Source organism: Mesorhizobium sp. AR07, from assembly GCF_024746815.1.
Classification (GTDB): Bacteria; Pseudomonadota; Alphaproteobacteria; order Rhizobiales; family Rhizobiaceae; genus Mesorhizobium.
The window spans coordinates 126,492-152,543 of record NZ_CP080528.1; the positions used below are offsets into that span (position 1 = coordinate 126,492).

At 59.0% G+C, this 26,052-nt stretch carries 19 protein-coding genes and 7 pseudogenes; 6 read left to right on the top strand and 20 right to left on the bottom strand.

Features of this window, described 5'->3' with window-relative positions; all coding sequences use genetic code 11:
- Positions 1-37 precede the first annotated feature (37 nt).
- Positions 38-370, bottom strand: a complete 333-nt coding sequence (locus BPNPMPFG_RS43660) for a transposase (protein ID WP_495885014.1) — start codon at positions 368-370, stop codon at positions 38-40.
- Positions 371-389: 19 nt separating this feature from the next.
- On the opposite strand from BPNPMPFG_RS43660, the pseudogene BPNPMPFG_RS36825 reads away from it, so the two are divergent.
- Positions 390-1,481, top strand: a pseudogene (locus tag BPNPMPFG_RS36825) (IS30 family transposase); the annotation flags it as partial.
- A gap of 66 nt (positions 1,482-1,547) precedes the next feature.
- On the opposite strand, the gene BPNPMPFG_RS36830 reads toward BPNPMPFG_RS36825, so the two are convergent.
- The 11 genes from BPNPMPFG_RS36830 to BPNPMPFG_RS36885 form a co-directional block, all read right to left on the bottom strand.
- A complete protein-coding gene (locus tag BPNPMPFG_RS36830; protein ID WP_258599071.1) occupies positions 1,548-3,104 on the bottom strand; it encodes an ISL3 family transposase in 1,557 nt (518 codons plus the stop codon).
- Positions 3,105-3,535: 431 nt separating this feature from the next.
- Complete coding sequence (locus BPNPMPFG_RS36835) at positions 3,536-3,757, bottom strand: hypothetical protein (RefSeq protein WP_258598728.1); 222 nt, start codon at positions 3,755-3,757, stop codon at positions 3,536-3,538.
- Positions 3,758-3,853: 96 nt separating this feature from the next.
- Positions 3,854-4,956, bottom strand: a protein-coding gene (locus tag BPNPMPFG_RS36840; RefSeq protein WP_258598730.1) for an IS3 family transposase whose coding sequence is annotated in 2 segments (ribosomal slippage) — positions 3,854-4,695 and positions 4,695-4,956 — 1,104 coding nt in all. Because the reading frame shifts where the segments join, the coding sequence is not laid out codon by codon here.
- 80 nt (positions 4,957-5,036) lie between these two features.
- Positions 5,037-11,468: an SDR family NAD(P)-dependent oxidoreductase gene (locus BPNPMPFG_RS36845; protein ID WP_413776942.1), complete on the bottom strand. Its 6,432-nt coding sequence runs from the start codon at positions 11,466-11,468 to the stop codon at positions 5,037-5,039.
- Between the two features lie 58 nt (positions 11,469-11,526).
- Positions 11,527-12,279 carry a thioesterase II family protein gene (locus BPNPMPFG_RS36850; protein WP_258598731.1) on the bottom strand — a complete coding sequence of 251 codons (753 nt, stop codon included), beginning with the start codon at positions 12,277-12,279 and terminating at the stop codon, positions 11,527-11,529.
- Between the two features lie 776 nt (positions 12,280-13,055).
- Positions 13,056-14,054 (bottom strand): site-specific integrase, encoded by a 999-nt coding sequence (locus BPNPMPFG_RS36860; RefSeq protein WP_258598732.1) that lies wholly within the window; start codon positions 14,052-14,054, stop codon positions 13,056-13,058.
- Entirely contained in the window at positions 14,051-14,995 is a 945-nt protein-coding gene (locus BPNPMPFG_RS36865) for a tyrosine-type recombinase/integrase (protein ID WP_258598734.1), read from the bottom strand. Before BPNPMPFG_RS36865 ends, BPNPMPFG_RS36860 begins: the two co-directional genes overlap by 4 nt.
- Positions 14,992-15,729, bottom strand: coding sequence for a site-specific integrase (locus BPNPMPFG_RS36870; protein ID WP_258598736.1), 738 nt, complete (start codon positions 15,727-15,729; stop codon positions 14,992-14,994). Before BPNPMPFG_RS36870 ends, BPNPMPFG_RS36865 begins: the two co-directional genes overlap by 4 nt.
- Positions 15,726-16,223 (bottom strand): hypothetical protein, encoded by a 498-nt coding sequence (locus BPNPMPFG_RS36875; RefSeq protein WP_258598738.1) that lies wholly within the window; start codon positions 16,221-16,223, stop codon positions 15,726-15,728. Before BPNPMPFG_RS36875 ends, BPNPMPFG_RS36870 begins: the two co-directional genes overlap by 4 nt.
- 487 nt (positions 16,224-16,710) lie before the next feature.
- Positions 16,711-17,910 carry an IS91 family transposase gene (locus tag BPNPMPFG_RS36880; RefSeq protein WP_258598398.1) on the bottom strand — a complete coding sequence of 400 codons (1,200 nt, stop codon included), beginning with the start codon at positions 17,908-17,910 and terminating at the stop codon, positions 16,711-16,713.
- Positions 17,911-17,919: 9 nt separating this feature from the next.
- Positions 17,920-18,801 carry a tyrosine-type recombinase/integrase gene (locus BPNPMPFG_RS36885; RefSeq protein WP_258598397.1) on the bottom strand — a complete coding sequence of 294 codons (882 nt, stop codon included), beginning with the start codon at positions 18,799-18,801 and terminating at the stop codon, positions 17,920-17,922.
- A 197-nt stretch (positions 18,802-18,998) separates the two neighbouring features.
- On the opposite strand from BPNPMPFG_RS36885, the pseudogene BPNPMPFG_RS43380 reads away from it, so the two are divergent.
- Positions 18,999-19,194, top strand: a pseudogene (locus BPNPMPFG_RS43380) (tyrosine-type recombinase/integrase); the annotation flags it as partial.
- Positions 19,195-19,326: 132 nt separating this feature from the next.
- On the opposite strand, the gene BPNPMPFG_RS43385 reads toward BPNPMPFG_RS43380, so the two are convergent.
- Positions 19,327-19,614: a hypothetical protein gene (locus BPNPMPFG_RS43385; RefSeq protein WP_413776943.1), complete on the bottom strand. Its 288-nt coding sequence runs from the start codon at positions 19,612-19,614 to the stop codon at positions 19,327-19,329.
- Between the two features lie 275 nt (positions 19,615-19,889).
- Here BPNPMPFG_RS43385 and BPNPMPFG_RS36890 point away from each other — a divergent pair.
- A pseudogene (locus BPNPMPFG_RS36890) lies at positions 19,890-20,066 on the top strand (hypothetical protein); the annotation flags it as partial.
- Here the strand turns inward: BPNPMPFG_RS36890 and BPNPMPFG_RS36895 are convergent.
- The 7 genes and pseudogenes from BPNPMPFG_RS36895 to BPNPMPFG_RS36925 all read right to left on the bottom strand — a co-directional run.
- Positions 20,033-20,334 (bottom strand): annotated as a pseudogene (locus BPNPMPFG_RS36895) (LysE family transporter); the annotation flags it as partial. The pseudogenes BPNPMPFG_RS36890 and BPNPMPFG_RS36895 sit on opposite strands and share 34 nt — an antisense overlap.
- A 207-nt stretch (positions 20,335-20,541) precedes the next feature.
- Complete coding sequence (queC, locus tag BPNPMPFG_RS36900; RefSeq protein WP_258598739.1) at positions 20,542-21,279, bottom strand: 7-cyano-7-deazaguanine synthase QueC; 738 nt, start codon at positions 21,277-21,279, stop codon at positions 20,542-20,544.
- A 3-nt stretch (positions 21,280-21,282) separates the two neighbouring features.
- Positions 21,283-21,660, bottom strand: coding sequence for a 6-carboxytetrahydropterin synthase QueD (gene queD / locus BPNPMPFG_RS36905; RefSeq protein ID WP_258598740.1), 378 nt, complete (start codon positions 21,658-21,660; stop codon positions 21,283-21,285).
- Positions 21,657-22,291, bottom strand: a pseudogene (gene queE / locus BPNPMPFG_RS36910) (7-carboxy-7-deazaguanine synthase). The gene queD and the pseudogene queE overlap by 4 nt, the downstream one beginning before the upstream one ends.
- Before the next feature lie 3 nt (positions 22,292-22,294).
- Complete coding sequence (locus BPNPMPFG_RS36915; RefSeq protein WP_258598741.1) at positions 22,295-22,987, bottom strand: iron-sulfur cluster assembly scaffold protein; 693 nt, start codon at positions 22,985-22,987, stop codon at positions 22,295-22,297.
- 26 nt (positions 22,988-23,013) lie between these two features.
- A pseudogene (locus BPNPMPFG_RS36920) lies at positions 23,014-23,329 on the bottom strand (iron-sulfur cluster assembly accessory protein).
- Between the two features lie 64 nt (positions 23,330-23,393).
- Complete coding sequence (locus tag BPNPMPFG_RS36925; protein WP_258598742.1) at positions 23,394-23,621, bottom strand: hypothetical protein; 228 nt, start codon at positions 23,619-23,621, stop codon at positions 23,394-23,396.
- 697 nt (positions 23,622-24,318) lie between these two features.
- Here BPNPMPFG_RS36925 and BPNPMPFG_RS36930 point away from each other — a divergent pair.
- The 3 genes and pseudogenes from BPNPMPFG_RS36930 to BPNPMPFG_RS43390 form a co-directional block, all read left to right on the top strand.
- Positions 24,319-24,477 (top strand): annotated as a pseudogene (locus BPNPMPFG_RS36930) (diaminobutyrate acetyltransferase); the annotation flags it as partial.
- Positions 24,478-24,565: 88 nt separating this feature from the next.
- Positions 24,566-25,873 carry a diaminobutyrate--2-oxoglutarate transaminase gene (gene ectB, locus BPNPMPFG_RS36935; RefSeq protein WP_258598744.1) on the top strand — a complete coding sequence of 436 codons (1,308 nt, stop codon included), beginning with the start codon at positions 24,566-24,568 and terminating at the stop codon, positions 25,871-25,873.
- 6 nt (positions 25,874-25,879) lie between these two features.
- Positions 25,880-26,041 carry a cupin domain-containing protein gene (locus BPNPMPFG_RS43390; protein WP_413776944.1) on the top strand — a complete coding sequence of 54 codons (162 nt, stop codon included), beginning with the start codon at positions 25,880-25,882 and terminating at the stop codon, positions 26,039-26,041.
- Positions 26,042-26,052: the final 11 nt, after the last annotated feature.

A 26,052-nucleotide genomic window follows, 5' to 3' on the forward strand; every position in this document is an offset into this window, starting at 1 on the left:
CACCCTCATAATGAGACAGAGAAATTGCGGGACAATTTCAGGCTTTGAGTTCAAGTACGGCATTTTCCGGCGAATTCGATAAGGTCTGTTCGTATTCCTCCGGGGTGAGGTAGTCGAGGGCTGAGTGCAACCGTTGCCGATTGTAAACGTCTTCAATGAAGCTCGCGATACGCCGCCGGGCGTCCGAGGCATCGCGATAGGCCCTGCCTGCGACTTCTTCCTGCTTCAAGGTTTTCATGAAGCTTTCCGCACGTGCATTGTCATACGGATTGCCCACCCGGCTCATACTCGGCTGGATTCCATGCGCATGGAGGATATCGGAATAGCTGCTGCAAGCGTATTGGGCGGATTCAAGCGGTCGTCGCAACACTCTGAAGTTGGAGGTTGCGATGAGTATTCGAAAGCGGCGATCGGCACGGTCTGGACGAGCGCCATTACCTTCACCAGGACGGCCGCCTTTGGCGGGGCGCGATGAACAGATTAGATTCTGGCGGGCGATCGCCGCGGGGCTGAGCAGCGAAGATGCTGCGCTCGAAGCGGGAGTGTCGCAGCCTGTAGGAACCAGATGGTTTCGAAAGGCGGGCGGTATGCCACCAGCGATGTTCAGATCCTCGGCGAAGCCGCTCTCCGGGCGGTACCTGTCATTGGTGGAGCGAGAAGAGATCGCACTTCTCAAGGTACAGGGCCATTCCATGCAGGAGATTGCGCGCCGGCTCAGTCGGTCCGCCTCGACAATCTCCCGTGAACTGCGGCGCAACGCGGCCACCCGCAGCGGCGGGTTGGAGTATCGGGCGACGACTGCCCAGTGGCATGCGGATCGATCGGCCCGTCGGCCCAAGCCGACCAAGCTTGCGTTCAACGCAACCTTGCGCACTTATGTGGAGGAGAGACTTGCTGGCGTTGTCGTGGCCCCGAGCGGCGCTCCCGTTCATGGTCCCACCGTTCCGTGGAAGGGCCGCCGGCATGGCCCGCGAAAGGATCGGCGATGGGCCAGGGCCTGGAGCCCGGAGCAGATTGCCCGACGCTTGCCGATCGACTTCCCGGACGACAAGACGATGCGCATCAGCCACGAAGCCATCTATCAGGCGCTCTTCGTTCAGGGCCGCGGAGTGCTGCGCCGCGAGCTGACGGCCTGCTTGCGAACAGGACGTGTATTACGGGTCCCCAGAGCCCGCGTACGTAGGCGAGGTCAGGGCTTTGTCTCACCGGCAATCATGATCAGTCAGCGTCCCGCCGAAGCGGCCGATCGCGCGGTGCCGGGACATTGGGAGGGAGACCTCATCCTCGGTCTTGGCAGCTCGGCGATCGGCACGCTGGTCGAGCGCACGACGCGCTTCACGATGCTACTGCATCTTCCCCGGCTCGCGGGGCATGGCGAAGCTCCGCGCAGGAAGAACGGGCCAGCGCTCGCGGGACATGGAGCTGAGGCCGTGCGTGACGCGATTACGCGCACCATCATTACCTTGCCCGATGTCAAACGGCTTCCAAAACTGACCCCGGATCGGCGTCCAATTTTGGGTCTGACGCACTCTCGATGATATTTTCTTTCAGGCAGCACCGATCAAACGTGCTTGGAGAAGGTCAAGCTTTCCGCGGCCGTACATCTGCCGTTTTACAAGCTTGAGCTTGGTGATCTGTCCTTCCGTCTGCCCGTTGGACCATGGCTCGGTGATCGCGGCGCGGACGGCAGCGCGGTCGCGAATGATGCCATTGGCGAAAGACGCAATGAGGCTTTTGCTGGCGTCGGCGATCCACGGCTCGAGCTCATCGGCGACTTTCTTGCGGATCATGGAATGGAAACCAGCGATCAGATTGCGTGCTTCCACCAGCATGGGCACACCCGCCTCGATGACGGCGATCATCACAGTGTCGGTTTTGTTCAGATGATCGCGCGCCGTCGTCATTAACCGTGCGATCGTTCTGGCTGATGGCACCTTGTGGAGTTGCTGATCGGATGCCTGTTCGGCGCGTCGTCGTCGCCTCGCCCATTCGCTGACGACACCCAGACGTCCCCGAAAGCCCTTTGTCTTCAGCCGTCGCCAAAGCTCGCTTGCATTGTGGCAACCAGATTTCCATTGCCCGTCCAGGAAGGGCAGCCAGGCTTCGAGTGAACTCTGGCGGACGCGGAAGATATCGGTCCGCTGGCCACGGACCACTTGACGGACCAGCTTACGGCTGTGGCCGGTGCGACGCACGATCTCCTTGATGGGGATGTCTTCGCTGGCAAGTTTCATGATTGCCGCATTTGTCTCCTCACGCCGCAGATAGCCTTCGTATTGCCGCTTCTCCGCGTAGGTGAGCAGATCGGGATTGATCGTCGTAGCGCCGATCGCAGTTCGGATTGTCCGCATCGACTTGCGGACGGCGTCGAGGAAAGCCGCACTCGCATTCTCCATGAGATGCCAGCGGTCGGCGACCTGAACCGCTTCGGGCAACGCCTTCGCGGTCGCTTCACCGTAACCGCCGCCGCGGTCGCGCGAGACGGTTTCGATCTGAGGATGGTCGGCGAGCCAAGCCTCGACGGTGGCAACCTCACGATCAGGCAACAGCGTCACGATCCGCCGCCGCTCCAGATCACAGACGATCGTGCCGTAACGATGGCCGCGACGGAAGGCCCAATCATCAATGCCGACAATTTTGAGAGGATCTGTTTGCAAACAGGCCCGTCGCCGCACCACCCGCAGCAGCGTGTCATTACTGACCGGGACCATCAGCCGCTTCGCAAAACTGGCCGCCGGCCGGCCGCCGAGCGCCAGCCCAAGATGATGAACGATACACTCCAATCGCGAGGTCCGGCGGGATCGCTCGGCGACAACGCAGTCGTCAAAGCGTTCAGCGAAGATTCGTCGACGGCACAATGGCGCATCGCAGATAAAGCGGCGGGCGACGAGGTGAAGCTCTACCTTCATCCCGGTACAGGGAAGATCCGAAACTCGTCGAAGATAGCGGCTATGGATCCGGTGCGACACTCTGCGGCAAAGAGGGCAAGGTCGCGCTGACGCCCCTGAGCGGGCGGTAACGGCAATCACTCCTTCGCTCTCGGCGATGGCCTCGACGGCTAATCCCGCCGGGATCAACGACGACAAACGCAAATTTCTCACCATGGTGCTGATTCCCCTCAGAAAACAGCACAACGCCAGCAGCGAAAATCATCAAATGTGAGTCAGAGCCAATTTTGCACGCCGATTCACAAGAAGATGTTCACTTTCCCTCGATTCCCGGCCTTCGGCGCCGCCCATCAGCTGGAACATGACACCATAATTCGTTTCGCGCGGAGAGCTCGACAGCCCAGCAGCGTGGACGACGATCTCCTGGAGTTGGAACGCCCTTCATAACCACAAAGCTATTTTGCTAAAACTCCTGCAACAGAATGCTCGTGGCATCAATGTTGCTGACTGAACGTCCTTTTCGGAGCCGACTAGCCTTCTCCTCCGCAGCAAGAAAGGGCCGCGATCGAGAACCGCATCGGGTCTATAAGAACGCTTGGCGAGCCAAGACGCAAAATCGGCGAGGACCATGGCCGTCCAACCACTCGCTAACCACCAAATATAAGCCGGTAGCCATTCACTTTTGGCTTGAGCGCAATATAGAGGCTGAACCGGTCGTGACTGATCTGACCATAGCTCGCCGTGGGGACAGGATCGTTGTACTCAACAGACATAATGAAGCTGGCCGGAATGTCAGTCGTTTCAATCAACGAGGATTGAGCAGCCGTCCGTATCGTCGTGCCAGATGTGATGGATAGCCTTGCAGGCATGCTCCCCCTCTTTCTGCTGCGGCTATGGCGACTGGTCGGGATTACTGCTCCGATACCATTCTCTGGACCGCCGGAAGGTGGAGTTTCCCGGCTTTCTCACGATGGCGGGCTGGCGGCGCCATCGTGATTGAGCAACGAGATCGGGACCTTGTGCCCGATCGCCCCATGCGGGCGCACCTCGTTGTAGTATCTGCGCCAATCCTCCAACTTTTCGGCGGCGTCGGCAAGGGTCAGGAACCAGTGGGCGTTCAGGCACTCCGCCCTGAAGCGGCCGTTGAAGGCTTCAATGTAGGCGTTGTCAGTGGGCTTTCCCGGCCTGCTGAAGTCGAGCGTCACGCCTTTCGCGTACGCCCATAGGTCGAGGTCGCGGGAGACGAACTCGGAGCCTTGGTCGACGCGGATCGTCTTCGGATAGCCGATCTTCGGGCAGACCTGTTCCAGTGCCCTGACCACATCCTCCGCCCGATAGCTGAACCGCGGGTCGAGCACAGGCACATAGCGGGAGAACGTGTCGACGACCGTCAGCACACGGATCTTCTTGCCCGTCGCGAGCTGATCGTGGACGAAGTCCATCGCCCAGACGTCGTTCGGGCCGACGGCTTCCTCCCGGCCTTCCCGCAGCTTCGCCTTCACACGCCGCTTCGGCGTCTTGTTCCTGAGCTGCAGGCCCAAGTCCCTGTAAATTCGATAGGTTCGCTTCATGTTGATGTCCCAGCCCTCGCGCGTGAGCATTACGTGCACGCGCCGGTAGCCGTAGCGGACACGGGTGGCGCAGATGTCCTTGATCCGAGCTTCTATGCCGGCCTGATCGCGGCGGCGGGACTTGTAGTGATAGGTCGACGTGTCGAACTCCAGAACCCGGCATGCCCGTCGGATCGACACGTTCCACTCATCACACGTCTCCGCCACCAGCTCGCGTTTGCGACCAGGCCTCACAGTTTTCGGCGAATGACGTCCTGCAGCATCTCCTTGTCCAAGGAGAGATCGGCCACCAGCTTCCTGAGCTTGCCGTTCTCGTCCTCAAGCTGCTTCAGCCGCTTCATCTCGGTCGGCAGCAGTCCGTCGTATTTCTTCTTCCAGTTGAAGTACGTCGCCTGGCTGATCCCCGCCCGCCGACAGATCTCCGCGACGGGGATTCCGTCCGCCCCCTGCTTCAGAATGAACGCCTTCTGCGCGTCCGAGAACTTCGATGCCTTCATCGTCTTCCGCTCCTCCCAGCCAAGGGATGTTACCGCGGAAACTCCACTTTCGAACGATCCAGTTTTCAGGGATCAGAGCATTACGTCTGGCAGATCCGTTCGTAGAGATCGCCGAACGTTGCCGCCTTGAAGATCTCATCCAATCGAGGCGGCCTCCAGCGATCGCTATTCTTCAAACGATGATGAAGTGCGGCGGCGAGAAGGCTATCTCCGCCTATGTCGAAGAAGTTGTCGTCCAATCCTATTTCGGTGACATTTAGGAGAGACTTGACTTCATCGAGGAATACATTCCTGAGATCACTGCCGCTTAGTACGCTCTCCTTAATGTCTTGGGCTTCTTCGGACAGAGATGTTTTCTCTCCGTCCGGCTCGTCGCTCGTGATTGTCCGGACCTGATCGGCCCATTGCTCTAAACGTAGAGACAATTGTCGCGTCGCTACGATCACCTGGCCGTTGTCAACGGTCGCCAGGATGCGCTTAATGATGTCGATCCCTTCGTCGGGACTGAGTGCCAAATCCTTTGCCTCAGATGTCTCATACGCGGCACTCCCCTGCCACTCGTAGGAGTAATCCCAGTCATCCCAGTTGGAATTGATCCACCGGACGCCGAGATTCCCCTGCACCTGGCGTGCAAATGCGTCCATGAACCTGTTCGCCGCCGTATAAGAGGTCATCGCCGGTCCGCCGAGGATGGATGCTAGGGATGAGAAAAGGAAAACAAACTCGGGTGATTGGGCGTGGGTAAACTGCATTCGCTTGATCGCAGCGTAGAGGTTGCGCGTCCCCACAAGTTTGGCGGCGAACTCGCTGGCAGAGGTCATGTCCTCCATCTCAGCAAGGAATTTCACACCGGCCAGTCCAGCGGCGTGAAAGATACCGTCGATCCGCCCGAATTCCCGAACCGTGGTGTCGAGCGCGCTCGACAAACCGTCGAAATCGGATACGTCAACCTGGCGAAGAATCACCCGACCTTTCGCGCTGTCAAGCGCGGCCAGTCGGCGCACCCAGCCGTCTTCATTGAAACCCACGCACTTCCAGTCCAAAGAGTCAGGCACTGCACGGCGGGTTATCCCGACGACCGTCGCCCCAAGAGTTACGAGATGTTCAGTCAAGGACATACCGATCCGCCCGAGAGCTCCTGTGATTAAATAGACACCTTCCGGTTTGAAGACTTCACCCCCGGAAGCTTGTGCGGCGAGGACCACCTCGGGAAAGTGCGGTACCCACCGCCGGTTCCCGCGGAGCGCAATGACCGCATCGGGACCAGGCACGTCCCGATCGATTTCAGCAACGAGCCGATCGCCGCTGTGCGGGTCGTGGATGTTTAAATCAACAACCCGGCACTTGACCATCGGGTTCTCCTGCGGCAGCACGATGGCAGGACCAAAGACGCACGCCTTTTCGGAATCTACAGGTTCGTCACCGACCTGAACGGTCCGGTCACCAACGATCCAGAGATCGACCGTCGTCTGGAAAGTCAGCATAGAGAGAACTCGCGCCAAATCGAGTATGGCGTCGTAGCTCCGCAAAAGATCGGTCTGCACCGTACCCGGATCCCCGCACGCGTCCGCGCAACCGCTCAGGTGCCAGAGGCAGAGTATGCGGTCAGCGGGATAATCCGAAGCGATCTCGGCTTCGAAGAGTGCCTTCAGGCCTTCTCGGTTGGGATCAATGAAGATTGTAGACCCTTCGACTTCCGCGGATGCGTCCGAGGGTTTGGCTCGTCGGCAAACACGGACAACCTCATGACCCGCATCACCCAACTGCCTCGTGATACCGTTTGCCAATGCGTCTCCCGCGGACTTCCCTTCTTCGGACGGCTTATCGGCGAGTACCAACCAACGTAGCCTCTTTGTACTTCTGTCACCCGCAACAGTGCGAGCAATCATTTTCTCTGTCCAACTCTGGGCATAGGTGAATACCTCTCCTCTGCGCCGTTCTCCCTCCCCATTCTGCGGCAGGACCCTTAAGCCCGCAGGTTGACCCTCAGGCCAGCAACGGTGACGGTCAAACGAGTACGTCGGAAGCGGAATACGTCGGCGAATACCGAACGGCTCCAATTGATCACTGGTTCGCTTCCAGTCCACCGCAACACCTAAGGCCCAGAGGTTCCCAAGGCATTCCAGAAGGACATGGCGGTCGGTGAACTCCTCGTCGTTTCGGTCGCGCGAGGCTGGTACAATCGCTGGAGTTCTGGTTTTACGATCCTCTGGACTGATCGCTTCACGTGCGAAACGTCCCAGATTGCGCGATGGCCCAAGGTCAACGAGCGCAGTTGCACCGGCTGCTATGGTAGCTGCGAGAGAGCGATCAAATCGAATCGTCCCGATTGCTTGCCTGCTCCAGTAGGACTCTGCCAAGGGCACTTTCGCCCGGTGCAGATATCCTCCTGAATTCAGAGCGATGGCCAGATCCGGCACTCGCTTCTCGAGGGTGTTGACTTGCGCGTCGATTACATCAGCAGCCGGCTTCATCAGCGGAGAATGGCTGGGGATGCCAGCTGTGTTAAGGGCATGGTTGGGAATCTCTGCTTGTTCGAGCTCCTGCTGAAGCCTTTCAAGCAGCTCCCGCTTACCGGTGAACACAACACTCGACTTTGAGTTCACGACACCGACGCTGATCTCGCCCCCTTCAGCTGGACCGCGCCAAGCGTGCTTTTTGAGAATGTGCTCAGCCTCGTCCGGGCTGCATTTGGCCGCAAGCATAGCACCGTCGATACCAAGATTCGCCATCGCGCGACTACGAACGACCATTAGCCATATAGCATCTTCCAGTTTCAGAATGCCCGCCAGATTAGCTACGACATATTCGCTCATGCTGTGTCCAACAAGATAGTCGGGACGCACGCCACACGTTTGTAGCAAACGTGCCATTGCATACTGCACGGAGAAGATCATGATGTTTATTTCTTCAAAGGAAGCGGCCGCATATGCATCGAATCCTCCGAACACAAGTGACTCCAGATCACGATCAAGGACCCGGCGACAAGTGGCGGCACAAGTCAGGAACGCCTCGCGAAATTCCGGCACGTGATCAAATAGATCCTTGAACATCCCTACGTGCTGCACTCCGCCGCCCGGCAGCATGAATGCAATCGACGGCGAGGGCAGAATTCGATCAGCCGCGCGATTAGCCTCTTCTTCTAACCTCTTGATGGCCATATCCAAGTTGCGCGCCACAACGACCGTCCGATGATCGAAGTGGCATCGCGCCACCCGAAGCGTGTGAGCGACGTCGCAGAGATTGAGATCCCTGTTGCGCCGCAGAAACGCCGCCATATTCCGGCAGGCGCGGCTTAACGCCGACGGCGTCTTTGCAGATAGGCAAAGGGCGTAGGACCCCCGCTCGACCGATCCGGGCCAATCCCTTGCATTCTCGCCAGTCCATTCCTGCAGCACAACATGGCAATTGGTTCCGCCGGTTCCGAGGCCGGTGACGCCGGCAGTTCGGGGGCGACCCTGCCGATAAGGCCAATGTCTAAGCTGCTCGTTGACGAAGAAGGGCGTATCCTCCAAACCGAGGTCTTTGTTCAGCTGGTTGATGTTGATGGTCGGGGGGATTGCCCCGTGCTGAAGGCAGAGAACTGTCTTAATAAAGCTCGCTACTCCTGCGGCGACGTTGGCATGGCCGATATTTGGTTTGATTGACCCGAGCGCACAGGTTTTGCCAGTCTCCTCTTGACCCGCGTAAGCCTCTGCCAGGGCCCGGATCTCGATTGGATCACCGACCTTGGTCCCGGTCCCATGCGTCTCGATGTATTCTACTTCCTCAGGGCCGAGCGCCGCAGACTCAAGGGCCTGACGCACAGCGGTGGTCTGGCCCTGCGCGCTCGGTGCTGAGAAGGACGATTTGGTGCGGCCATCATTGTTAATGGCACATCCTTTCACCACCGCGTGGATCGGGTCGCCCGCCGCAAGCGCATCTTGGAGACGCTTGAGGACAACGACCCCAATCCCGTCTCCCAACACCGTTCCGTTCGCATCGGCATCAAAAGCGCGGCACAAGCCATCCGAGGAATTGACGAAACCCTCGACATATTGATAACCTGCTTGGGGAAAGATGATGCTGGCCCCTCCCGCCAGCGCCATATCGCAATAGCCGGCCGAGAGCGATTGAGCGGCCATGGCAATTGCCACCAGACCCGTTGAGCATGCGGTTTGCACCGAAATACTTGGGCCGGTGAGGTTAAGCATGTAGGACACGCGTGTCGCGAGATAATCCTTGTCGTTGCCGAGTTCAGTCAGCCAGGCGAGTGGGGCGTCTGCGGGATCGATGAGACCGCCCCCTCTCAAATGGTGCAGCAGATAGAGTGGTAGGTACGAACCGGCGAAGACCCCCGTGCGACCCTCCTGTTGGGTTGGCATGTATCCGGCCGACTCGAGTGCCTTCCAGCAGCATTCGAGGAAAAGACGATGCTGCGGATCCATTAGCGTCGCCTCATGCATCGATAGTCCCCAGAAACCCGGATCGAAAAGGTCCACATCGTCGAGATGGGCGCCCACGCGCATATAATCGGAGCGTTTCAGGACCTCTTCCGGAATGCCTTGGGCCTTGAGTTCTTGCGCAGCGAGCGGGGTAATCGAGCACACCCCTTGGCAGAGATTCTCCCAGAGCGCGTCTACCGTCTCCGCGCCGGGAAAACGCCCGGACATACCGATCACCGCAATATCCATACCGGTGCCGCCTCGCCGGTCGAATGTCTTGGTCGGCACCTTCCCTGCCGAGACCGTCAGCACCTTGCCGAGTGTCCCGTTTTGGGGAAGTCGTTGCACGCCGCGGCGCTTGCGAAGAAGGGTCGCAAGCTCTTTAAAGGTGGGGTTGAGGAACACCTCCACTGCCCGGAGTTCAACCTTCAGTCTCTCGCGAACCTGCGTGCAAAGACGGGCAGCCAGCAGGGAATGTCCGCCGCAGTCGAAAAAATTGTCGCCCGGATCGGCAGTGTCTGCCTGTAGAAGGTCGCGCCACGCAGCGCGAAGTGCGGTTTCGATCTCGTCGGCAGGCTTTTCGGGAGGAGGCGCCTCTTCTCGGAGGCGCGACCGATCGAGTTTCCCGTTCGCCGCCATGGGCAACTCCGCAACAGCGACGAAGTCCGACGGTATCGCGTAATGCGGCACCTCTGACTTCATATGCGCACGCAAGGACGCCTGCCACCCCTTACCCCGATTTCGCAAGACTACATAGGCAATCAGTTTATCAGGTTGGCCGGTCGTCGGATCGAGTTCCGGGACGACTGCGGCGGAGCAGACATCCGAGTGCCGCAGCAACGCGGCTTCTACAGAGCCCGGGACCACGCTATAGCCTCGGATCTTCACCATGAAAGCGCAGCGCCCCAAGATCTCCAATTGGCCGTTGGGTAGCATGCGGCCAAAATCGCCCGTGCGGAACATCGTGCCATCAGCGCGAAACGGGTCGGGAACGAAGCGTTCCCGTGTCATCTCGGGACTGTTGAGATATCCATGAGCCAAGACATCGCCGCCAACGAAGACCTCGCCCAAGAAGCCCAGTGGGACGGGATCGCATTGCTCCCCGAGGATATAGACACTCACATTGTGCTGAGGCGGACCGACCGGCACGATCTTTTGTATTGTCACAGGATTGATCTCACTCAAGTCAATATGCGTGACATCATGTGCTTCCGATGCGCCGTAGTAGTTGATGATTCTGACGTGCGACAGAGCATCCTTCACACGCGCGAGCAACGTTGCTGTTAGTACCTCGCCTGATAAGAAGATCAATCGGAGATCGGGAAGGCGGGAGGGGACGTCGAGCAAGCTGCTGCTGAGAAGCACATCCAACAGTGAAGGGGTTAGCAATATTCTCGTAATTCGATTTCGCTCCAGGTATTCGACCAGCTGGTGCGGATCGTAGATAACGTCGTCAGGGATCGGATAAGCTGGAATCCCGACGAGGATCGGGCGCATTATCTCCCCGGACAAGAAGAGATTGACCGCCTCGCGCTCATCAGGCGCATAGGGCAGCGCGCAATAGCGCCACTGGTAAGAGGATACAGCGCTTCGGTGAAGGGAGACGACACCCTTTGGTTCACCAGTCGTGCCTGACGAAAATACAATCTGGGCCGGCGCATCGAGATCCACCGGTTGGGGATTGACCGGAATGGCCTTGCCGAGTTGTGCTTCCCAACCCTCGTCGAGCGACAGCGCAATACCAGACCAGTCAGGCGGAAGCTTAGCTGCGAAACGGTTGTTGGTGACAACGATTTCGATGCCTGCCTTCTCCAGGGTTCGCTTGAGCGCCGCCACAGGCAGAGCTTTGTCAAGCATGATATAGGCCGCACTTGTCTTGAGAATGCCGAACATGGCGACGGCGCATTCAGGTGAAGTATTCATAAGGATACCCACGCGCGAGCCTAGGCCCTGACCATGTCCGAGGAGGTACCTAGATAGAGTCTCACTGAGGCCGTCGAGCTCACGGTATGTGATGGTTGCGGCCTCTGACACGATGGCAGGACGGTCCGGGGTGAGAGCCGCTTGTTTGCGGAATTGCTCATGCAATGTTAGATTAGTATAAGGGAAGACCTCGCCGTGTTGAATGGAAGCTGGAAGTTGTCCCTTAACCTACGCTAACCTCGCGCAGGAGGCTAGACACCACCTCCTCCGTCATGGAATGGGGGAAAAAGTGGTCGCCATCAAACATAATTCGGGCGAAGCGCGACGTGGTGAGCCGACGCCATTCGTCTAGATCATTGGCATTGAGCAGTTCCTCCTTAAGTCCACCCATTGCGGTGATTGCCGCCTTGAGAGGCGTTGCCAGGCTTCGGTCGTAAGTCTCCGCAAGTTCGAAGTCGGCCCGTAGGGGCGGCAAGATGAAGTCCAGTAGGAGTTTCTCGTTTGCCAGCGCCTCCGTCGGGACCATGCCGAGGGTCCGGACCAGATCGGTCAGCTCATCATCTGAGCACCTATACATAGGCACATCCACGTCCGCAGATTCGTGAGCGGACACGACCAAATGGAATGGAGAGGGCCTATCGGCGCCCTCCAGGGAGCGAGCGATCTCATAAGCCACGAGGGCTCCCATGCTGTGGCCGAAGAAAATAAAAGGTCTGTCGCTGTATGCTTGGAGCGCCTCAGTGACCACGGATACCAGTTCGTTCATGCTGCGGATGGCGGCCTCAGCTGACCGTTTGCCGCGCCCGGGAAGATCCAGGCAAATGAGCTCGATGTCCTCGGGAAGATAGTTAGACCAATTACGGAACGCCTGGACGCTGCCACCCCCATGCGGGAAGCAGATTATCCGATACGAGGGCTCTAGCGAACTTTTTACGACCTTTAGAAAGGTTTTATTCTCAGGAGAGAAATGTTTCATATCCGTCACCTATACCAATGAGACTCCGTGTGCTGGCACGTATTCAGCATCTGCGTCATTAAGCTGAAAGTTTCGCCAGTAAGATGCGCGGCAGCGTGCCATAGCCGCTGCTCCGTTGGCGCACTTGCCTTATGGGGCACCTGGAAAATCTAGCGCGTGCTCCGCCACGACATACCTGCCAGCACCCGGGGCGCTCCTCCAGCCTCTGCCACAGACATGGGACCTCTGTTCAAGCAAAGTCATGATGTGAATCGCCTAACAATTGTTGTCGTTGTACAACGGGAACAATGCACTGAATTCTCTCCAGTAACAATTCTATTTTGGTTACGGTTTTATGAACTTTTGTGGCATATTATTGAATGTCTTTTATATTTCTACATACATCGTTCACGATATTGGAACTCCGAAACAGTCGCCAGCATACACGTCATGGGCAAAGGACGCCGCGAGCGCGTGCTGCCGTTGTGGAAGGAGACCGCGGCGGCGTTGAAGGCTTGGTTGGCAGTCCGCCAGGCGAGTGGCAACGCAGAGCTCTTTCTCAATGCGACGCGACTCGCCATGACCCGGCCCGGATTTGAATATATCCCGGCCAAGCACGTGACCACCGCGGCGCGGACGAACTATCCATCGCCGACGAGCGCGTCACTCCGCACGTCTTGCGCCACTATCTACCCTACCGGACTATGTCGGGTAGCTTTGACCGTAACGGTAAGTGTCTGAGGAATAGAGATATTTCCTGCAGAAACGCCCGGGCCACCCGACATAGTCAGCTCGGTCTACAGGCTGTTCAAGAACTCCAGCAGATTGTCGTCGGGCCGGAATCGGGATGACTTACCGGAATATGAGGATGTCTTTGCCAACGCCGCCTCCTTCATCGCCAACGTCGCCTCGAGATAGATCTGTGTGGTCTCGACCGATTCATGGCCGAGCCACAGAGCGATGACGGCGCGATCGACGCCCGCCTGCAGGAGGTCCATGGCCATTGTGTGCCTCAGGCGATGAACAGTGACGCGCTTCCCGGCCAGCGACGGGCACATGGCAGAAGCGGTCTGACGGTGCTTGTTCAGCATATACTGAACGCCATGAACGCTCAGCTGCTCACCTCTGGCGCTGGGAAACAGGATACCTTGGTCTCCGCGCTGCGGCTCTTTCAGCCAGCTTCTCAAGACTGCGATCGTAGACTTGGCGAACGGGGTGCAGCGTTCCTTGCGCCCTTTGCCAATGACGCGCAGGTGGGCGCCCGTGCCGAAGAACAGATCGTCGCGCTTGAGACCAGTGATCTCCGATAGCCGCAATCCTGTCTGCACGGCGACCAGCAGGAACGCGTGATCGCGTCGCCCCGAGCAGGTCGATTGATCCGGTGCGGCCAGCAAGGCATCGACCTCTGGGCGGGTCAGGAAATTGACCAGGGTTCGAGTGAAGCGCTTGCTGGGAATGGCAAGAACACGTTGAATTTGGGCGGAATGCTCGGGTGCTTCGAAGGCCGCATAGCGAAAGAAGGAATGAATCGCCGTGAGGCGCAGGTTGCGGCTGCGTACGCTGATATCCTGATGGGTCTCCAGGTCATCAAGGAAGGCAACGATCAACGGCGCGTCGATTTCCGCGAAGCTCAATCGAGACGGCGGCTTATGCAATGTTCGTGCGGTGAACTTCAACAACTGCCGAAATGTGTCGCGATAGGAACTGATCGTATGGGGGCATGCCTGCCGCTGTTGCATCAGGCGTTGGATGAAAAAGCGCTCCAAGAGTGGCGCCAGGCTGGCATGTTTGATCATGTCCGATCCTCCCAGCTGCGCTCAAGGCGGCGCATTGTTTCTTTCATCAGTTCGGGTGAACCGCTGAGGTACCATTGGGTATCGGCCACGTGGACATGGCCGAGATAGGTGGACAAAATGGGCAGGAGCCGCTCGGGATCCTGCTCGGCTTCGTACCACCGCACCAGCGTGTTCGTCGCGAACACATGTCTCATGTCATGCAGGCGCGGGCCGTGGCTGTCGGTTGCGCCGCGCAGGCCGATCTGGCGAGACAGAGCATAGAATGTTCGGTGAATGTCTCCCACATCACGGCGATTGCCCAGTTGCGAAGTGAACAAATAGGGAGATGCCGCCTGGGCTGCACAATGCTGTCGGCGGCGTTTGAGATAATCCTGGAGCACTGTGATGGTTGATGCGTGCATCGGCGCAAGACGGGACTTTCCGAACTTCGTACCGCGGATCGTCAGCACAGCGGCATCGAAATCGATGTCCGAGAGCTTGAGGTTGCGGGCTTCGCCGAGGCGCAGGCCGGAAACGCTCAGCAATCCGAACAGGCAATAATAGGTCCACGGCCTGAGCTTGCCGCGGGTATATCGGCACGGCATCTCGAGCGCTGCGGACAGGAGGCGCTCGATGTCTTCCTTTGAATAGAGATAAGGCCGTGCCCGCTTCGGGCGAAAGGGTAGCAAACCGTCTGGGGGAAACTGAGTCCGCGGATCGGCGGCAGCTCGATGACGGGCGAATACGCGGACGTAGCCCAGCCGTCTCGCCCAATGCGAAGGCTGCACCTGCGATGGTCGCTGAGCCCAGGTAAGGGCCAGCTCCGTCGTGATATATGGCGTGTCGTTGGCCTCCAGGAAGGTGACGAAATCGAACAATCCTCTTCCCGCCTCTCGCAGCTTGAACCCCAGCCCTCGCCGCATCTCGATGTAGTCCTGAACAGCCTGTCGGAGTGTGCTCATTGAACTTCTCCCGGCCATGGCAAAGCCAATGTTCGCAACGCGTCGAGATCGACCTTGGCGTAAATCGCCGTTGTCTGCACATGACGGTGTCCCAGAACTTCGCCGATCTCACCGAGCGAGGCGCCGCCACGCAACACCTCTGAGGCAAGCCCATGTCGGAACTGGTGCGTTCCCATTGTGGGAGCGTCGATCCCGGCTCTTTTGAGTGAGCGTCGGATGACGGAACCGAGTCCACACGAGCCGGTGAAACCCCGGATCGGGGCCTTGTCGCGCAAGAAGACGCGACGGTCGGCATTGCGTGGACGCGACTTCCGCAGGTAGTCGGCAATCGCCTCGCCAACATCCGCAGGCAACGGAAGATCGTTGCGCTGCCCGTTCTTGCCAACCACATGGATCTCTCCGGCTACCCAATCGATATCATCGAGTTCGAGCGTCACTACCTCGCTCGACCGCAATCCCAATCGCGCCAATGCGAGGATCATCGCGTAGTCGCGGCACCCGACGGGCGTATCGCGGTTAATGCTGGCGAGTAAGCGAGCTACCTCATCGCGGCCGATCGCACGAGGAATAGATGAAAGCGACCAATTGGCTACGATCGGGACCGCTGCCGCCAGGTCTGACGTGATGTCCCCACGAAACCGCACATAGGAGAGAAACGACCGCAGTGCGGTGGTTATGATCTTGGCGCGTCGCATGTTGAGACGCGAAATCCCCTTTTGCACGAAATCGGTCACGTCGACGGCATCAATTGTGCGAGCGAGACCTCACCATCACTGAAGCGGAAGTTGAGAAAATCCCGGACAACTGGCCGGTAATTTATGATCGTTTGATGAGACAGCGCCCGCGCGTGATGCAAATACCGCTCATATGCCTGCACATGTTGTTCTACAGGCGATGGGTTGTGGTTGGCCTCAATCGCTTCGGCGATTGCCTTCTGGCTTCGTAGAAAAGCCAGAAGATGTCGAAGAGCTGCGGTATCTCCAAGCTTTGGCCGCTGCGCTCGGTCCAGCAAATAGCGCCCAGGATGGTCTCCACTTACGTCGCTTAGTTCAATCCCCTTTTGCCCGAGCCACGTGCTGAAGCCTGCGGCCAGCAGCACCTGGTTCCTCATCGAAACAAGACCGTAGCCTCGATCACCGAGCCATTCGGCAAACGGAACGATATAGCTCGCCACCGGGCCCTCTGGTGGCCGCGACAACGCCAAATCATCATTGATGAAACACTTCATTGTTTGCTCCCTTTCCAAGCTGGATTGCCGGAAGGGCTACAAACTATCTCTACATGTTATCGCATAAATCATTGGAATCGTGGGCAGAACTCTAGCTACCCGACATAGTCCGGTAGGGTAGATAGTGCAGAGCGTTTTTAGCTTGGCGTCGCGACTGAATGGCGGGTGGCAGGAGCGCACTGCGGTGGATCGCGACGGTTAGCTAAAAACGTGTTGGACTAAGCCGCCGGCACGGGTGGTCCGCTATGGGCGTTCAATGAAGCGCCACCGATGAAAGGAGACCGTGTGTGCCACGCGGCCGGGCGATTGAAGGTGTGGCGTGCGCTGAAAGCGGCACGGATATCGGTTCCGGCATGTGAGATCGGCGCCGCGCCCTGCCTGGGAGAGGTTGCCGGTGATGACAGCGCACACTTTTGCGGGACCGGCTCAGTTTGGCTTCCAAGCGGGCCGGTGCGATGCTGATGACAAGGAAGGCGACGCCCTTGCTTCATGACGTGTCCTGATATGGCGGGCGTCCGGTGACGCCGTCGAATGTTTCGATGATGATCATCTGCCCGCGATGGCACGCCGGGCATTGCCTGAGGGAATGCCCGGTGAGGTCCTCGTAGCGGTCGCGATAGTCCTTTGCGGATCGGCTGTCCGCCGGCTCGGGAACCGGCATGCCGAGCCGGTCACGACAGCGGGCGAGCTTTTGCGCGCGATAGCGATTGCCGAGGAAGCCGTAGTAGCGGATGCGATGAAAGCCCTCGGGCAGGACGTGTAGCAGGAAGCGACGAATGAACTCATCGGCCGCGACGGTCATGACCTTCTGCCGACTGCCGTGCCGATAGTCCTTCCAGCGAAAAGCGACTTTCCCATCCTCGATGGCGACGAGCCGATTGTTGGAAATGGCGACGCGGTGGGTATAGCGGCCGACGTAGTCGAGGACCTGTTCGGATCCGGCGAATGGCGGCTTGGCATAGATGACCCACTCGGCCTTTCGTAGCGGCGCCAGATAGCGCCGGAAGGCATCGCGCTCGCTCAACGCCTGCAAGTCAGAGAAGAACTTCAACAGGCCGGCGTCGAAGGCTTTCTCCAGGTGCTCCAGAAACAATCGTCGAAACAGGCGTGAGAGCACGCGGACCGGCAGGAAAAAGCCGGGCTTGCAGGCGACCCATCGATCGCCGTCGGCAGAAAGGCCGCCGCCTGGGACGACGCAATGCAGATGCGGATGATGGAGCAGGTTTTGGCCCCAGGTGTGCAACACGGCGAAGAAGCCGATCTCTGCGCCCAGGTGCTTGGGATCGGCGGCGATGATGCGCAGGGTCTCGGCGGTGGCGCGGAAGAGCAGGCCGTAGACGAGTGCCTTGTTCTGATAGGCAATGGCGGCAATGGGCTCCGGCAGCGTGAAGACGACGTGAAAGTACTGGGTGTCGAGAAGCTCGGCGCGACGATCCTCCAGCCATTGTGCGCGGGCCAGCGATTGGCAGCGGGGGCAATGCCTGTCGCGGCAGCTGTTGAAGGCGATGCGCCGGTGGCCGCATTGATCGCATGCTTCGACGTGCCCGCCGAGCGCGGCGGTCCGGCACAGTTCGATCGCCGTCATGACGCGGCGCTGGGCCGTCGACAGCGACGCATCATGCTGTGCGCGATAGGCTTCGGCGTAGCAGCGGAAGATATCCGCCACTTCCGGCCCCGAGCGAGCCATTGCCGCCGCTCAGAAGTATTGCGGCTTGGCGGGCGGCGGCACGGTGGGCGCCGGACGCGGCAAGAGCTCGAAGGGGCTCGATGTGGCGCAGACTTTGTTGGTGGCGATCCGCAGGTAATGGGCGGTGGTCGCGAGGCTGCGGTGACCGAGCAGCAGTTGAATGGTGCGCACGTCGGCGCCGGCCTCCAATAGATGAACGGCGAAGGCGTGGCGCAAACTGTGTGGCGTGACCGGCTTGGACAATCCGGCGCGTTGATGCGCCTTCTTGCAGGCATCTCCTACGGCGTCCCGTGTGATTGGCTGGCCGGGGCGATCGCCGGGGAAGAGCCACTCCTTTGGCCGCCGCATCTTCCAATAGTCACGCAGAATCTCCAGCAGCTTGGGCGACAGCATCACGTAGCGGTCCTTCTGGCCTTTGCCCTGCTCGATGCGGATGACCATTCTCTGGCTGTCGATGTTCGTGGGCTTCAGCTGTATCGCTTCCGAGATGCGCAAGCCGGCGGCATAGCACGTGGTCAGAATGGCATGGTGTTTGACGTCGAGGACGCAGCCGAGGAACCGCTGAACTTCCTCTGGACTGAGGATGATCGGCAGCTTCTGCGGCTTCTTGGGTAGCGGCAGGACCTCTTCAGGCGCCCAGTCCCGATCGAGCGTCACAGTGTAGAGAAAGCGCAGCGCCGCAATGGCGGTGTGGATCGAGCCGGGCGCCAGCTTCTTCTCGTTGACCAGATAGACCTGATAGGTCCGAATGTCCTCGCGCCCGAGCAAGTCCGGCGACTTACAGAAGTAGCGAGCGAACAGCGACACCTGTTGCAGATACGACAGCTGGGTGTTGAGCGCGAAGTTGCGCACCTGCATGTCCTCGCTCATGCGCTGGCGAAGTTGGGTCATGACAAACTCCTCCTTTGTCCGATGGAATGGGCTGCAAGCAGCCACTCCATGCTGACGCAGTCGGAGCTTGTTGTGGACACATGACCAGCGCGACAGACGACGCGATCAGCACCACGCCGGCGGCAAACACCCTCCTTGCCGCTCCGCAATCGCGGAGCGGGTTAGTCCAATGCCTGCTATGTCTTGGTCGACATAGACGGCACACCTGTGCCATGCAGACGCTGCAGGCGACCCGGGATGTCCGCAAATCTCGCTCTGGCTTGGTCACGCCAGCTTCCAAAGCACAGAAGTCTACCTGCGGGCCGATCCGACCGAGAAACTCGCTTTCGCACGCCCGATAAGCTGCTAGCCATGCTGAAGTCAGTCAGCCGATCGGCAGGTTATGTCGAGTGAACGCTCCTTAGTCTAAACCCCGCAGCCGGCAAGCTATTGCCGCTGGACTCCGCATAATCCGGCACTCCACATAATTGCGGAAGTCGACCGGCTTCGTCGCCACCATGACCTTGACCGCTCCCATTCGCCCGATCACGACGTTGCCCTCGCAAGGATCACCGGTGCAATCGTATTCGAATCCGGCCTACGACCCACCCGCATTGCGATGCCGCCGATCTCGAGCTCGATCACACCCGCGTCTCGAGCCGGCTCCCGCTTCTTTGGCTGTGGCCGATGCTTCGCCTCAGGCTTCGGTGGCGCTGCCGTCACCACCGCCGGCGCGAACGTGGACTCCGGTATCGCTGCCTCCCCCATCGGCCGGCGAGCAGCCCGACGCCAGGCGAACAATTGCCGCGGCGAAAGTCCATACCGGCGTGCCACAGCACAAACCGTCGTAGCTCTCCGCGACTATCCGGGGCTTCTCCCTCGGGCGGCCACTCACGCCGCCGACCCGAATCAGTGAAGATCTCCAGCCGACGTACCGGCTCCTCTTCCTTGGACTTAAGCGTAACTCTGAAAACGTCATATGTCGAAGGCCCTCAAAGCTCGAACATCGTCCCTTACATTCACGCGCGAAAAGTGCGGCCGGGACAGCGCTTACGGTAAAAACTTGTACACTCGGGATAGTTTGGCGGTCGGCATAGACCTGCAAACTCAACGGTGTCGAGCCGCCCGGCTTCCTCACCAACGTCCTCACCAGGATCGTCAATGGCCACCCCGACAGACTGATCGACCACCTGCCCTATGCCTACATCTGTGCGCCCGAATCAGGGGCGTGGCCTGAGAACAGCGCTTACGCTTCATCGGAAGTGAGCGCTGGTTTTCCGGCTTGAACGCAAGGAACAGAAGGTAAAGGGCCGCCGAAAATTTCAGGACGATCAACGCCTCGGCGTACCGGCTCAGAATGGCCGATATGCCTGTGGCAGCCATCGTTCCCCTGAACGATCGACCCGGTCACCACGCCGGACGACAGGATTAAGGCATCCGGGCGACCCTGCCGCACAGCCGTCCCATGATCCGCATATTGCTCGGACCAGGACTTCCCGCGGCGATGATGGCCGCCATCCAGACCAGGAGAAGGTGATTCAGATTTTCGGACATTCAAAGCGTTGATGACAGTAGAGCGCTTCGGTCGCGTGGGAAGGTACCTCGCTCACTCGACGTGTTGAGCATATCGACGTCGGGACAGAAAACAGCAGTCCAGTTCAGACTGGTTCCCTCCAGGGAGTAGAACTGACCATCGTAAAACTAGCTTGCCAGGAAGCGATCTATGGAACAGATTGCCACCGTCGGCCTGGATCTGGGCGCTCACGTCATTTCATGGGCGGCCACCGGTGCCTCTTTGCGGGATCGGAATTGCTCCCATCCTACTGCGCGAAGATTACACTCGACGCAGGTCCCGCAACCGAAACCCCAGCTATGTCTATGCTCTCGGTCTCCGCTATAGCAAGTGTGGCTTCCCTCGCAGATGAGCTTCACCAGCGCCTCGCCGCCCAGCCAATCCGCCAGCGCCCAGGTCTGCGCCTTGTCGAGCCGCATGAGAGGTGTGTGAATGATGAAACGCGTCTCCATTCCAAGGTTCAGGGCAAGTTGCATCGCTTTAACTGCGTCATCTCGACAATCCGGGTAGCTGAAACGATCCGTCTCGGACACGCCGATCACGAGATGTTTCGCGCCCATCCGGTAAGCCATCGCAGCCGCAAAGCCGAGGAACAGAAGGTTGCGGCCAGGCACGAAGGTATTTGTTATACCGTTCGCGTTCAGTGCGATCTCGACGTCCCGCGTGAGCGCGGTATCACTGATTTGGCCGAGCACGGCCATGTCAATCATGTGGTCCTCGCCTAGTCGCCCACCCCAGGCCGGAAAGTCTTTTCGAATGCGCCCGAGCAGGTAGGGCCGCACATCGAGCTCGATCCGGTGCCGCTGCCCATAGTCGAAGCCGATTGTCTCTACGCGCTCGAAGTTCTCCAGCGCCCAGGCCAGGCAGGTTGTCGAATCCTGGCCGCCGGAGAAAAGGACGAGTGCGGCTCCCGGATCTCGTTGCATCGGTCAACCCTCGTATTCAGCCCAGCACAGCGGCGTCTCATAGACTGTTACCGAGCAGATTTGGCCAAGAAGCGGCTTGGTTTGGTTCCAGATCCAGACCGCAATGTTTTCCGCGGTCGGATTTTCGAGACCCTCAATCTGATTCAGATGCTGATGGTCGAGACGTTGCAGAAGCGGTCCGAACACAGCCTCCACATCGAAGAAATCGATGACAAAGCCCGTCTCAGGATCGACGACAAAGCCCGTCTCAGGATCGACGGGCCCTTCCAGACGCAGTTCTACACGGTATGAGTGGCCATGCATGCGGTGGCAGCGGTGGGTCTCTGGCACACGCGGAAGACAGTGCGCTGCCTCGAAGGTGAAAGCTTGCGTAATTTTCATGGGATCTCCAGAAACTTGTGGGTTTGAAGGCTCAAGCGCCAACGTGGGTTGGCAAGACAATAGGCGACCGCAGCGGCCGTATTCGCATCGCGATCGGCCCATCCATCGGCTGAAGCAAAAGGTGCTCAAACGCGAGAACTTCGAAATGTTTTGGCTCCGCGCCAATCTGAGGATATGCAAGCTTTAGCTCGTCCCCTGCCATGACCACGAGGCGTGCATTGCATTTCGGACTGACGCACAGCCAGTCGATGCCGGCGGGTGTGGGGATGGTACCGTTTGTCTCCACGGCAATTTCAAACGCCAAGGAATGCAGCGCTTCAAGGAGTTCTTCATCGATCTGGAGGAGGGGTTCCCCTCCGGTGCGCACGACAAGACGCTGTCCAGTTCCCGACCCGCGCCAGGCTTGTTCGACCGCCAACGCAAGCTCTCGTGCGGTCGCAAAATGTCCGCCACCGGGGCCGTCTACCCCAACGAAATCAGTGTCGCAGAATCCGCAGAATGCACTTTCCCGGTCGCCTTCACGTCCCGACCAAAGATTACAGCCGGTGAAACGACAAAATACGGCAGCCCGCCCGGCATTTCGTCCTTCGCCTTGAAGGGTGTAGAAAATTTCCTTGACCGCATATGGCATTGCTTACGCGTCCTTCGACCGAGCAAGGGAGCATCTCTGCTGGGTTACCAGAGGCGGTAAAAGGTGGGAAATGTCCCACTGCACGTTTTGCAGCTCGTTCCACAGTCGAGGCTCGTTGCCGAAAACCGACCCGCCCGAACTCCACGCAGAATTGGGTTTCAGCGGGTGGAGGCTGCGGGGAAGGGTCTCTGGTTCCTCGAAGCCTGTCACTACGAGAAGCGCCTCTATCACGTCGCTCATGCCGATGATGCCTTGACGAGGACGAGGCGTGAGAATCCTGGTGTCTCCTCGAAAGCCTGCCTCACAGCACGGAAGAACTCGCTCATCAGCCGCAAGCTGCGCTCCAGGATGAGGCGGTCGAGCGATAAGTATGTCGTATGCGGCGGCAGGGCGCCGAGAATCCGCTATGTCCTGATCGGTGACCTGAAGGGCTTCATCGATGGTCTTGCCGACGATGACTCCGGTAAACGTCGAGGAAGCGGCTATGGCCGAGCCGCGGCCGAAGGTCTGGAACGTTGCGGCGGTGATCGTCTGCGTCGTACGGTCGAAACCCATCGTCAATTTAAGCCCATCGCCGCAGGCAACGGCGCCGACCTCGCCGGCCGCATCGGGGGTGCCCAAAGCGCCGACATTGTGCGGGTTGATGAAATAGAGCTTGTCGCTGAAGAGGTAGACGTTGTCGGTATTATCCCGCACGGCGCCGATCCTTGTCGTGATGGCGGCTAGCCGAAGGACTTGCCGCAGGCGCATTTGTCCCGCGCATTGGGATTGTCGAAGACAAAGCCCGAGGACTCCAGGTTCGTGACGAAGTCAACGGTCATGCCGGCGAGATGGGGCTGGGAGTTTGCGTCAACGAACACCTTGAACCCGTCCGTCTCCATGATGGCATCGCCCTCGCGCGAGACGCTTTCCAGACCCATCAGGTATTTGAGGCCGGCGCAGCCCTTCGACCATGATACGAAAGCCTTCCGCAGGCTCGTCGGCGCGGGAAAGCGCGGCCTTGACGGCGGCGACGGCGTTTTCAGTGAGTGTGATCATGGGACTATTTTCTTGCTGATGCATTCGCAAGTCGCACTGCACAGAACGTGCCAGAGAGGAAAATTCAATAGAAGGCGCTGTTAGCGGATTTGGGGCCCTGTCTGACATCCAACAATTGTCGGATGTCGGACAGAGTGAAACCTTGCGCACAGAAAGCGGCATCGGACAAATCGCCAGTGTCGTCGGCTGAGCCAGCGTTTTCGATCATATGAATGTGGACCGGGTGGGAACTTTTAGTCGTGCTGCGCTCCAAAAGCCGCGCCGTCGTCACCACCGGTGCGGTGGCGAACACGGGGTTGTCGATACCGCTTCGATCGCGCCTTCTCGAAGCAGCGCCGTCTGCGTCAGCTCGTGGGTGGCGAACACCACTCGCGTGCTCGGCCCGTGGCCTGCAGTGCGGCCGTCACCTCGGGAGGGCCGACTGAGGCATTGTAGACGCCGCGAAGCCAGGGGGTGGCCAACGCGCCGCCCAGCGAACGGCCCCATCACCGCCGGCGGCCACGGCCGCGATTAGAGGCCGCGGTCAGTTCCAGTTCTGTCGCCAGTTCGCGGTCTATCTGTCACAGCTACTCGTCGGCAAGGATCCCGTCACGGCCGACATAGAGAAATACCCAAGAATCGTGGTTGCAGTCATGCTGGAAAAACCGGTGCGGCTATGTCAGTGGCCCCGGCCAACAACGCCGCCGACAGCGTTGCCACAAGGCGGGTACTGACTGTCACGCTATCGCTATCCAAAGCGTTGCAACAGATTCGTCAAACAAGTTTACAGACTCTTTGCGAATGCAAGTCGCTGACCATGATACGTTCGCTTTAAGTCAGAGATTGGCCGCAGCTAATTGTCGAAATCAATGGTTTGGAATGCGTGGACAAGAACCTGCAGCGTTGATCGCAAGACCCATACAGAGAGGCCCTTTAATGGATATCGACATTTTCGAAGCTTATGCCACGCAACGTCCAGTTGCCGCGAGTGACATTCCGAAAACCGACGGATATTTCATGCCGCTAATGTATGGGAACTCATCGCGAAGTGTCCGCAACTGGACCGCAACTCGCTGTATTGCGAGCTCCTGCTTTGCACTGATTTCGCCGACACCTGCGTGCTCGCGGAGCGTGCCGGCGCGGTGGTTGGCTGGTTGCAGGCCTACCGGCGCCGAGCGACCCATCCACGCTCTTGAAAGCGATCGACCCGATCGTTTCCCGCCGGTCTGCCTACCCAACCCAAATAAAGAGGCAACGATGACTGACCAAAGAGCGCCAGATCGCGAGGAGGAATTTGCGATCTTCAACCATCTTGAGTCTGAGGTGCGCAGCTACGCCCGTCGCCTTCCCGTCGTTTTCGCGAGGGCACGGGGGGCCCAACTGTTTGCGCGAGATGGGGCAGCCTATCTCGACTTTCTCATGGGTTGCTCAAGTCTAAATTACGGGCATAACCCCCCTGAGCTGAAATCCGCGCTCACAGACTACATTGCGGGTGACGGCATCACGCATGGCCTTGATCTGTATAACGAAGCCAAGGAATCTTTTTTGAGGGAATTGGATGAGACGATTCTCAGACCGCGACAACTCGACTACGTCGTTCAGTTTCCCGGTCCGACCGGCGCCAACGCGGTCGAGGCTGCCCTCAAGCTGGCGCGCAAGATCACTGGTCGGCCCAACATCATAGCCTTCACTAATGGCTTTCACGGCGCGAGCCTTGGCGCTCTCTCCTGCACCGGCAACCGATATCACCGCGCAGCCGCCGGGCAGCTGCTCGGCGGCGTCACGCGACTGCCCTATGACGGCTATCTTGGATCCGCTGTAGACACCGCCGATTACCTTGATCGCCTGCTCTCGGATCCCTCCAGCGGCGTGGACGCCCCGGCGGCGGTGATTGTCGAGACAGTTCAGGGCGAAGGCGGCCTGAATGTCGCCGGCACGGAGTGGCTGCGCAGGGTGGCGGCCATTGCGCGCAAACACGGAGCTCTGGTGATCGTAGACGACATTCAGGCGGGTGTTGGCCGTACCGATGCGTTCTTCAGCTTTGAGGCGGCCGGTCTCCGCCCGGACATCGTCACTCTGGCGAAATCGATATCGGGCTATGGCCTGCCTATGGCCCTCGTCCTAATTGATCGACAACTCGACAAGTGGGAGCCGGGAGAACACAACGGCACGTTCCGCGGCAATTGCCATGCTTTTGTGACCGCCCGGGCAGCCCTTGAGCACTTCTGGCGGACAGACAGCTTTGCTGCGTCCGTCGCGGAGAAAGGCAATCTGCTGAAAAGCCGCCTTGAGCAGATCGCGCAGAAATACGACCCAAGCCGCGCTTCAGCCAAGGGTCGTGGCATGATGCGAGGCATCGATCTGAAGTCTGGCGAGGTTGCCGGGCAGGTCATCAGCACCGCCTTCCAGAGGGGCCTCATCGTCGAGACCGCTGGTCCTTATGACGAGGTCGTGAAATGTCTGCCGCCCCTTGTCATTGGGGAGGATCAGCTTAGCCAAGGCCTCGACATCCTCGAGGGCGCTATCGATAGCGTGATCGGCAGCGCAGCAAACGCGGCGACTTGAGAGGTTATGATGATCGTCCAGGATTTGAATGAGGAGAAACTAACAACCCGGCGGGTCGAGACGTCGAACTGGGAAAGCGTGCGGTTGCTCCTAAAGATCGTAACCGGCGAGCATGGGCAAGAATTGCGTCAGTTCGTCAATGCCACCGTCAGTCAGGGCGATGATTGACTCGTCCGATA